The 8,956-nt window shown below is 63.3% G+C and carries 9 protein-coding genes and 1 pseudogene; 6 read left to right on the forward strand and 4 right to left on the reverse strand.

The window, feature by feature from the left end; genetic code table 11:
* Positions 1-104 precede the first annotated feature (104 nt).
* Positions 105-356 carry a hypothetical protein gene (locus tag AC4CS3_RS23725; RefSeq protein ID WP_490785510.1) on the reverse strand — a complete coding sequence of 84 codons (252 nt, stop codon included), beginning with the start codon at positions 354-356 and terminating at the stop codon, positions 105-107.
* A 250-nt stretch (positions 357-606) separates the two neighbouring features.
* On the opposite strand from AC4CS3_RS23725, the gene AC4CS3_RS23730 reads away from it, so the two are divergent.
* Both AC4CS3_RS23730 and AC4CS3_RS23735 read left to right on the forward strand, forming a co-directional pair.
* Positions 607-732: a hypothetical protein gene (locus AC4CS3_RS23730; protein WP_490785511.1), complete on the forward strand. Its 126-nt coding sequence runs from the start codon at positions 607-609 to the stop codon at positions 730-732.
* Between the two features lie 16 nt (positions 733-748).
* A complete protein-coding gene (locus AC4CS3_RS23735) occupies positions 749-943 on the forward strand; it encodes a hypothetical protein (protein WP_490785512.1) in 195 nt (64 codons plus the stop codon).
* A 1,257-nt stretch (positions 944-2,200) separates the two neighbouring features.
* Here the strand turns inward: AC4CS3_RS23735 and AC4CS3_RS23740 are convergent.
* Both AC4CS3_RS23740 and AC4CS3_RS23745 read right to left on the reverse strand, forming a co-directional pair.
* Positions 2,201-3,001: a YoaK family protein gene (locus AC4CS3_RS23740; RefSeq protein ID WP_490785513.1), complete on the reverse strand. Its 801-nt coding sequence runs from the start codon at positions 2,999-3,001 to the stop codon at positions 2,201-2,203.
* 207 nt (positions 3,002-3,208) lie between these two features.
* Positions 3,209-3,607, reverse strand: a complete 399-nt coding sequence (locus AC4CS3_RS23745; RefSeq protein ID WP_490785514.1) for an aldehyde dehydrogenase family protein — start codon at positions 3,605-3,607, stop codon at positions 3,209-3,211.
* Here AC4CS3_RS23745 and AC4CS3_RS23750 point away from each other — a divergent pair.
* The 4 genes and pseudogenes from AC4CS3_RS23750 to AC4CS3_RS23765 form a co-directional block, all read left to right on the forward strand.
* Positions 3,555-4,286: a branched-chain amino acid ABC transporter permease gene (locus AC4CS3_RS23750; protein WP_490785515.1), complete on the forward strand. Its 732-nt coding sequence runs from the start codon at positions 3,555-3,557 to the stop codon at positions 4,284-4,286. The genes AC4CS3_RS23745 and AC4CS3_RS23750 overlap by 53 nt on opposite strands.
* A 22-nt stretch (positions 4,287-4,308) precedes the next feature.
* Positions 4,309-5,013: an ABC transporter ATP-binding protein gene (locus AC4CS3_RS23755; protein ID WP_490785516.1), complete on the forward strand. Its 705-nt coding sequence runs from the start codon at positions 4,309-4,311 to the stop codon at positions 5,011-5,013.
* The gene (locus AC4CS3_RS23760; RefSeq protein ID WP_490785517.1) at positions 5,003-5,773 is read left to right on the forward strand and encodes an ABC transporter ATP-binding protein; all 771 of its coding nucleotides are present in this window, start codon (positions 5,003-5,005) and stop codon (positions 5,771-5,773) included. Before AC4CS3_RS23755 ends, AC4CS3_RS23760 begins: the two co-directional genes overlap by 11 nt.
* A gap of 339 nt (positions 5,774-6,112) precedes the next feature.
* Positions 6,113-6,760, forward strand: a pseudogene (locus tag AC4CS3_RS23765) (AMP-binding enzyme); the annotation flags it as partial.
* An 859-nt stretch (positions 6,761-7,619) separates the two neighbouring features.
* Here the strand turns inward: AC4CS3_RS23765 and AC4CS3_RS23770 are convergent.
* Positions 7,620-8,465, reverse strand: a complete 846-nt coding sequence (locus AC4CS3_RS23770; protein ID WP_490785518.1) for an aldo/keto reductase — start codon at positions 8,463-8,465, stop codon at positions 7,620-7,622.
* Positions 8,466-8,956 lie beyond the last annotated feature (491 nt).

Raw genomic sequence — 8,956 nt, forward strand, 5'->3', positions numbered from 1 at the left:
CGTCGGCGATCGCCCGGCCTATCCCGCTGGAGCCGCCCGTGACGACTACCGCCCGCGGTGCGAAGGACTGTCTATTGCCTCCGACCCTCCTTTGATCGCATGTTTCAGACCCGCCGCGTGTGGCTGCTGTCTCCTTGATTGAGCGTCGGACTCCCCTGGTATTTGGCAAAGTGCGGTTCAATGGCCCACGCGGCCCGGTGCAGAAGCCTGGCCAGCAATGCCTGCAGGCGGACCAGCCGTCTGCGGGTGCGTCCGGCGGGTCGTGGAGCGATAACCGGGGCATTTGGCAACGCGCTGTGTGCTTCGTGGTTGATGGACTTGATGACTGCGCAAGCCATCATGAGTGAAAAATCCATAGTTCTCTTCTGTCGTTTAGTGCGCACCGAAGGCGCCCTTTTGCCCAGGCATCCTTCGGGCAGGGATCAGTGGGGTTTCTGCGACGACTCATCCGGAAACCGGTTCAGTCGAGTCTCTCCAGACGACGCTATCCGGCCAGGGGCAACATGTCAGCAGCCGTGACTCTCCCTGGTTTTCCTAGGACTGAGCGACCTACCTTCCCTGTGGAAGCCCGAATCCGGCAGCGGAGAGTTGAAGGCATGGGTCAGAGTGCAGAGTTTGGAAGAGACCGTAGCATCCGATGCGGTGGGATCCCTTCGCGCGGACATTGGGCGTCACCCCGACGACGCAGAGGGCAGTCAACTCGCGGCGTCCAGCGAGCACTTCCGCAAGTAGTTGGGCAGCGCACCGGGTGGCAAAAGCATCGGCGGGAATTGCGCGGCTCCACCATCCCATCGTCGGGAACTTGGAAGTGAATGTTGTAGACCTGGCACTACCCGACGATCCGGATCAGACGCTGAGGATGGACTCCACCCAGCCAAGAAAGGGACGGGTCCGACGCCACCGAGACCCCCGATTCCCGAATCCATACCTGAACAACCGGTAGCACAACGCCAGTGCTGGAAGGCGATGCCTTCCAGCTTCTACGCGCGCGGGTCACGCCGTTGCGACCGAGTAGGGAGCTATGTTCGTTTACGGCGTTGCCCTTACCGAAGCCGAGTCCGAGGTCCCACTCCCCAATCTGCGTGCTCTGACGCTGGGGTGTGCTCTCGCGATGCCAAAATTCCCTGTCAAGGGGTTCGGTCACGACCGATGAGGTCGAGATGATCGACGAATTTGCCGTCGAATCCGGCATCAATCTCTGGGCCAAGGCCCTGCAGGCCTAAACCATGCGGGTGCGTTGAGAGCAGGGTTCCTCCAGACAGAGGAACAATTATTGAGCCACCATTGGGGATCCCCACGAAGTCACTCCGGCACCCGCCGCGGGACGCGCGCAGTCTTGCGCCAACCCCAGTCCACCCCACCCGGGTGGCCAACCGTTGTCCCGGATAGTCCACCCGGCAAGGTAGTAGCCAGCCACACCACGTCTGGAGCGAAACTGAGGTCAGTCCTCGATGTGGCCTGGCTCATGCAGTCACATGTCGAGGCCAACAATTAAGAAAGATGAGAAGGATCGAACGATGCGAACCGCCGTAGGCCTCACCATGGTGATCACCTCGGGAACGCTGCGGTTCGACAGTATAACGAAGGCGCGCCACCTCCCGAGGTTCATCGGCCCCAGTTGCCAACAACTATTCATGGGCTATTGATCGGCGCAGCCTCGCGATTTCCACGCGCCCACAGCCCCGGCCGCGAAGGACCGGCAATGCATGCGTCTTCGCTCTTGTCCCGGAGGGTACGGGCGATGTGGCGTACAAGTTCAATGCACGTTAGATGATTAGAAGAGGACTATGGATTATTCGCTGATGATGGCCGCATACGCCATCAGCACAATGAAGCACGAGGGCGGCAGTGCGTTGCCGGATGCGCCTGTTGTCGTGGAACAACGCGTCAGGTACGCACGCAGAAGGCTGGCTCGACTGCAGGGTTGGCTGGCGAGCGTTCTACACCAAGTCGCGTGGGCAATTGAGCCTGACCCGGCGGCTGTAGCTGAGTCCCGGCGGTAAGCCAGCGCGGCCGTCGCCGTGGACGTCGGGTCTGATGGATCTGTTAGTCATCGCCACGAGTTCAGCCTTTGGCTTGCTCACGGGTCTATCGGGTAGCTCGAGCGGCGAGAGCCCGCTGCTCCGGTGACAACAGCAACCTGGAACTGCCCGGTGGCGGCAGGGTGGTTTCAAGCTGGGCGAATTTTAGGGGACACCGTTCAATGGAGGCGTCTGCGGTATCGCAGGTTCAGCGCCGCGGGTGGCGCAGGCGGTTCCCACTCGGTCCATGCCCCGGTGGACCGAAAGGTTGCGGCTGCGGCTGCGGCTACGGCGGCCGCAAGGCACGCGGAGAGCGCAAGATCCAAGGGGCCGAGGCCGCTGACCACAAGAGCTGCACCCGCCGCGCCGCCGAGGAACATCGTCAGGACCGGAACGGAGCGCCGCCCCCATCGGCTGCCGACCCGCGTGGCGGTGTCTGCGGCTATTCCGATGATCGTCAGGGTCAGGACACTAGTCGTCAGATCGGGCACCTGCAGTGACCGCGCCGTCGCGTTCTGGAGTCCCAGTGCCACGCCAAGAATTGCGATAAGCACTGCAATGTGAACGCCTACATACGGCTGCGGCGCGATGAGGCTTGCAAGCCAGGCACCCGCGAGCGCCGCGGATTCGATAGCGGAGGCGACACTGAGAAGACGGCCTCGGTGGCTATGGCGGGCAATCAGGTTGCCGCCAATCCAAGCTCCGATCATGACCGCACCCGCAGAGAGCAGCAGCGCCCACCACGTGAATCCGGGGACGCCTCCGAGCGCGAAACCCCCGAAGACAATATTGCCCGTCATGTTCGCAACCAGCACCCTCCCTAGGCACAGGTAGCTGAACGCGTCGACGAGCCCTGTCACGATCGTCAGGACCAGAAGGAGCGGGGACAGGGGGCCGTGACGGTCTCCGCGCCGCGGGACAATCAGGCGTCCCGCCTCGGACAGCTGGCTGTCGTGGGTATCGGCTTCGCACCTAGTCATGCGGTCCCTCCCCGCCCGGCTGCATCCTGAAACGCGCGGATGACTTACGCGTCTGTCTCGTGCCCGCGATTCCGAGCATGGCTGGGCCGCGCGCCGAGTCCTTGCCCGGCACTGTTGCCGAGCCCGCTCTGCCCTGCCGGCCCACCAAGAACTCGTCTGGGCCCGGCAGATAGGAACCTATGCGGGCGGCCCTCGGCCTCCTGGATGTCATGCCACCCAGACGGTCTTCAGGTTGCAGAACTCCCGGATTCCCTCCATGGACAGCTCACGGCCATAGCCGGAGCGCTTGATCCCGCCGAACGGAAGCTCCGGATAGGAGATCGTCATACCGTTGACGAACACGGCGCCAGCCTGGAGCTCGCGCACGGCATGGTCGATCTCGGCGTCGTCGTTGCTCCAGAACGCCGAGCCCAGGCCGAAATCGAGTCCGTTTGCGATCCGCAGGGCTTCGTCGAGGTCCGCCGCGCGGTAGACGGAGGCAACCGGGCCGAAGGCCCTACCGCTGATCGGATTGGCGGTGGCTCTCGTAGCCGCACCGATCGGGTGGTTGTCAATGCGGACGAGGCAGGACGTCTTCGCCATCGTGACGATCACCATCCTGTTCATCGCGCAGACGCTGGCATTCAATCTCAGCGGGCTCACGGGCGGGGCGCAAGGTGCATCTGTCGCGGCTCCGCCCCTCCCCGCCGCCACATATGACTGGCCGTTCTACTTCGCGATGGTCACGATCCTCGCGGTCACTATGGGGATCTCGTTCGCAATCGTAAATTCAAAGTTCGGGCTCGCGCTGCTCACAATCCGAGCAGATGAGGACAAGACGCACGGAATCGGGGTCCGAGTGACGGCGGTCAAAGTGATCGCGTTCGCGCTCAGTTCGGGGCTGGTCGCGATCGTCGGGGGCATCTGGGCCTACTACGTCGGCTTCATCTACCCGCAATTCGCCGTCGACCCGCTCATCACTATCGGAATGGTGTTGATGACATTCCTCGGCGGGAAGGGAACCCTCTGGGGCCCAGTGCTCGGTTCGTTTATCCTGGTCCCCGCCCAGGAGTACTTCGCCCAGCTGTTCGGCGCGAGCGAACTATACCTCCTCGCCTACGCGCTCGTATTCATCGTGATCATGCTGTTCCTGCCACGCGGAATCATCCCTTCGATCGCGGCATCACGACGGCGACGCCTCCTCCGCAGGTCTCGCGACGAGCCAGGCGACTCCGCTGGACCTGCAAATACAAGATCAGAGCTTGCCGTCAAGTCGACGGCCAGCTTGACGGAGGTGACCCCATGACGGCCGTGCGCAGATCGAGGGTATGGTCAAACGCTTTGGCGGCGTGACAGCGGTGGACTCCTGCTCCTTCGCGGTCGAAGAGGGCACCATCACCGCGCTGATCGGGCCAAACGGCTCAGGCAAGACGACCGCGTTCAACATGATCACCGGATACCTCAAGCCGGATGTCGGTCAGATCGACTTCCGGGGCGAGAAGGTCAGGCATCCGCGCCCCGCGACACTCTATCGTCGCGGCCTCTCGCGGACATTCCAGCAGGCCCGCATCTTCCCCGACCTCACCGTCGAGGAGAACCTGATCATCGCCCGCGGCGGATCCTGGGCAACGATGTTCCAGCCCCGGGTCGGGCGCAAGGACCACGAAGTCGCGTCCCAGATGATAGATGAGTTCAACCTCTCGGCGGTCGCCCAACTGCGAGGAGCCGAACTGAGCTACGGGCAGAGGAAGCTGCTCGAGTTCGCATCGGTCTTGATGAACGAACCGAAACTCGTCCTGCTCGACGAACCCACTGCCGGTGTCAACCCGGTCATGATCGACACGATGGAGCGCCACATCCGCGAACGCCACGCAGCCGGAACGACGTTCCTGATCGTCGAGCACGACATGCAGTTCGTGATGCGCCTGTGCAATCCCGTGATCGTCCTCGACCGCGGTGCCCCGATCGCATCCGGAGCACCGTCCGAGATCCAGTCCGATCCCAAAGTCCTGGAGGCTTACCTTGGTTCCTGAACCGCTGCTCACTCTCACCGGCGTCACCGCCGGCTATGGTGCCGGCCTGATCCTCAAAGGGGTCGACCTCGAGGTCGAGACCGGCAAGGTCGTGTGTCTCATCGGGCCCAATGGAGCCGGGAAGTCCACGGTTCTGAAGACGATCTCTGGACTGTTGCGACCGAAGTCCGGAACCGTCGTCTTCCGCGGCGAGGAGATCGGTCAGCTCCGCCCGCGCGAACGCCTGCTGCGTGGGGTCGTGCACGTCCCGCAGGACCGGAGCCTGTTCCCCCAGATGACGGTGTGGGAGAACCTGATCATGGGTGCCTTCAGTCTCAGCGACGCCTCCGTCGTCCGACAGAGGTCTGAGGAGATCGCCGAGGAGTTCCCCATCGTCGCCAAACGACGTCACGCCCAGGCGGGATCGCTGTCCGGGGGTGAGCAGAAGCAGGTCGAACTCGCCCGTTCGCTGATGCTCGATCCGGCGCTGATCCTCCTGGACGAGCCGTCGATCGGCCTGGACCCGAAGTCGCGCGTGTCGGTGTTCGAGAGCATACGCGCTCTTGCGGCCGCTGGCCGGGCTGTGCTCCTGGTGGAACAGAATGCTCGCTCGGGCCTGCAAGCCGCCGACAGTGGAGTCGTGCTGGAGGCAGGGCGGGTGGCCCTTACGGGCAGCGGGGACGCCCTGCTTCACGATCCGGAAGTCGCGCGTCTGTACCTTGGTGCAGCTTCGCACGTCTCACCGCTAGCGACCACGGCCCCGAACCATCGCGCCTCCTGAACACGGACGCCGAGGTAAAGCTCAATGTGAACGCCGGGCCGCAGATCTGCTAGTTGGCTGAAACTACCCTCGTCCGCCTAAAGCACCTCGGTGAGCAGTGAGCTGGTGTGGCCGGCCTTGGCCTGCCACACCAGCTCATTCCCCCGCCCTCTGATTGAAAGGGTGACATCAACGAACGAACTGGTCGCGATGTGCTGGACCCATGCCGGCGATGACGCCGGAGCCGATCGGCGCAGAGTCCAGGCCGGAGGGCTCCCGTGCAAATGAACTTCGCCGACGACGCCTTCGGAAGCCCTTCGAGGGACCACCCAAGGCCTCCGCAGGCGTAGACGAAGCCAATGGATGTGGTACCGGGACGTCATCGGATCCAACGCCGGCAGGAACGGGGAAAAGAAGGAACACCCCGCCCCGATCGTGGACACCTGGTGGCAGACCGAGACCGGCGCCCAGATGATCGCGCCGCTGCCGGGGGTGACGGCGACCAAGCCGGGCTCGGCGCAGGTGGCGTTGCCGGGCATCGCGATCGACGTCGTGGACGAGGCCGGGGAGTCCGTCCCGGACGGGCACGGCGGCTACCTCGTGGTCCGCGAACCCTGGCCCGCGATGCTGCGCGGCATCTGGGGGGACCCGGAACGGTTCAAGGACACCTACTGGTCCCGCTTCGAGGGCATGTACTTCGCCGGGGACGGGGCCAGGAAGGACGAAGACGGCGATATCTGGCTCCTGGGCCGGGTCGATGACGTCATGAACGTCTCCGGGCACCGGCTCTCCACCACGGAAATCGAATCCGCGCTCGTGTCCCACCCCGCCGTCGCCGAGGCCGCCGTCGTCGGAGCCTCCGACGAAACCACCGGCCAGGCCGTCGTCGCGTTCGTGATCCTGCGCGAATCCGCCCCGTCGGGACAGGACAGCGGCGACGCGACCGTCGCCGAACTGCGCAACCACGTGGGCAAGGAAATCGGACCCATCGCCAAACCCAGGCACATCCGGCGTCGAGATAGTGACTAATCCTGCAAGGCCGTTGTCTTCGCCTTGACAGGCGGAATATCTCCTCCGGTGCTTGTGCCTAGCTCCGTCCGACCGCCTACGCATGGACCAGATAGAACAGCGGCCGCATCGGCCTGGAGGCAACTCGTCGAAACGATCAATGCCGAATCCACGTTCGCGGGTCTGCAAACCTGGCTTCCCCGGACCGGCACGGCCATTGCAGCGTCTAATGTGGTTGAGGACCTCGTCACCGGACTTCAACACGACCGCGGGGCCACGCCGCCAGCCAGTGCCGGAGCCGCGATTGATCCGTACGATCCGGCAGGCTTCGGAATTGCTCACTCCTTGTTTCATCAGCTGATCATAGTGAGCCCGGGCAGCGCTCTTTTGGGCCGCTCCGGACTCCCCTTCTAGGTCTCTTCGTCTCTGCAGATTGCCACGCCCATCACTCAGTCGTTGCGACGATCACTAGACGCCAAGTCCACGAAACGGCTCAGTTTTCGACCATCGCTGACACATATACCAAAGCGGGCGCGACAGACTCGACCACGGCACTGCCGCGGTCGAGTCCCGTGAAGACCACGAAACACGAAGTCCTCAGATGCGCAGTCGGCATCACCCGGCACTCCCAGCCCGGTCGCTACGTTCGACGCAGCGGTGCAGGGCAGCTCATCTTTTGCGCCGACGATATCGGTGGCAGGTCGCGCGCTCCGCTCGGTCCGCCGACGCCCGAGCCAGTCGGAATCCGCAAATTGAGGTGGGCGGCTCCACGGCCTGCGGCCGGAGTTCATGGTCTCAGGCACGGAACGGCCTGGATATGCCTACTACATGCATCTTCCTCTCTTCATTGCCTGATCACCTACAGCTGGCTGTGCGACGCAATGGCGGGGTCCGAGCCGATTCGGGCACCGCTCTCGAGCTGGGTGATGGCGGCAAGGTCCGCTGGAGTCAGGGTGATCGCCGCAGCATCGGCGTTTTCCCGCATACGGCCAGTCGTCGAGGACTTGGGAATGGCAATAATCCCTGAAGCGAGGTGCCACGCCAACACGATCTGAGCTGGTGTGGCGCCGTATTTGGTGGCCAGCGATTTCACCGTGGCTGCATTCAGATCAGCCCCCTGCCCCAACGGGCTGTACGCCTCCACCGCAATACCCAAGGAACGGCACTTGGCCGCCAACTCCTTCTGCTGGAACGTGGGGTGGATTTCGAACTGGTTCACCGCCGGGACCACATCAGCGGCCTGCAGTAGCGTGTCCAGATGCTCGCCGAGGAAGTTGGAGACGCCGATAGCTCGCACCGAGCTGTTGTCGTAGAGCTTCTCCATCGCTTTCCAAGCTTCGGTGAAGAGCCCCTGCGAGGGCACCGGCCAGTGGATCAGGTACAGGTCCACAAAGTCGATGCCAAGTGCTTTCCGGCTGTTCTGGAAGGCCTCATGCGCGTTGCCCTGCTCGCCGTTGCGTAGCTTGGTGGTGATGAAGATTTCATCCCGGGGAATGCCCGAGGCGGCGATGGCTGCTCCGACGCCGGCCTCGTTGCGGTAGGCGGCTGCGGTGTCTATGTGGCGGTAGCCAGCCTCGAGCGCATCCTCGACTATTCGCTGGGTCTCGTCCGGCGGAACCTGGAACACGCCGAAGCCGAATTGCGGAATTTCGACGCCGTTGTTGAGGGTCACGGTGGGTGTGGTGGTTTCTTGCGTCTGCGACACTGTCGATTCTTCCGTTAGTGAGATTGGTCCCTTAGAGTGCCCACACAAAATTCGGTGCGAACCGCCTGCGCGCGGGCTTTGCAAAAGACGCTACCCATGTTGGGACGTCGTGTCAGCCGCTATGCCTCTCCCTGGTCTTCCTAGGACAGGCAGTCCTACCCTCCGTGCAGAAAACGTGATCCGACCTCCCCCGCCCTCGTGGGGTCCAAAGGCCGGGCTATCCAGATTCTGGAATATTGCTTCGCTTCAAGAACAGTGCTCGTGAAGCGACCGGAATCGGCGCGCACACACCGGTGGGCTCAGGCCACGGCGAGTGTTCTTTCGCAGAACTCTGTTAGAGCGTCGACTGTGCCTCTTTGTCCAGGATCCGCGTACGTCCTGTTACTAGCCTGTCTGCCGTCGCGCCCGGCGTGTAGGTCACCGAGCGAATGTGACATCCCTACGTGTCAGGGTTGGATGAGGCCAGCGGCTCATTGCAACTTCGTCTAATC

This window comes from Arthrobacter sp. SE2 (assembly GCF_058244265.1).

Excerpts from the sequence above, each read along its gene's own strand:
- AC4CS3_RS23725 (WP_490785510.1), bottom strand. The coding sequence starts at position 356 with ATGGATTTTTCACTCATGATGGCTTGCGCAGTCATCAAGTCCATCAAC.
- AC4CS3_RS23740 (WP_490785513.1), bottom strand. The coding sequence starts at position 3,001 with ATGACTAGGTGCGAAGCCGATACCCACGACAGCCAGCTGTCCGAGGCG.
- AC4CS3_RS23750 (WP_490785515.1), top strand. The coding sequence starts at position 3,555 with ATGCGGACGAGGCAGGACGTCTTCGCCATCGTGACGATCACCATCCTG.
- AC4CS3_RS23745 (WP_490785514.1), bottom strand. The coding sequence starts at position 3,607 with ATGAACAGGATGGTGATCGTCACGATGGCGAAGACGTCCTGCCTCGTC.
- AC4CS3_RS23755 (WP_490785516.1), top strand. The coding sequence starts at position 4,309 with ATGGTCAAACGCTTTGGCGGCGTGACAGCGGTGGACTCCTGCTCCTTC.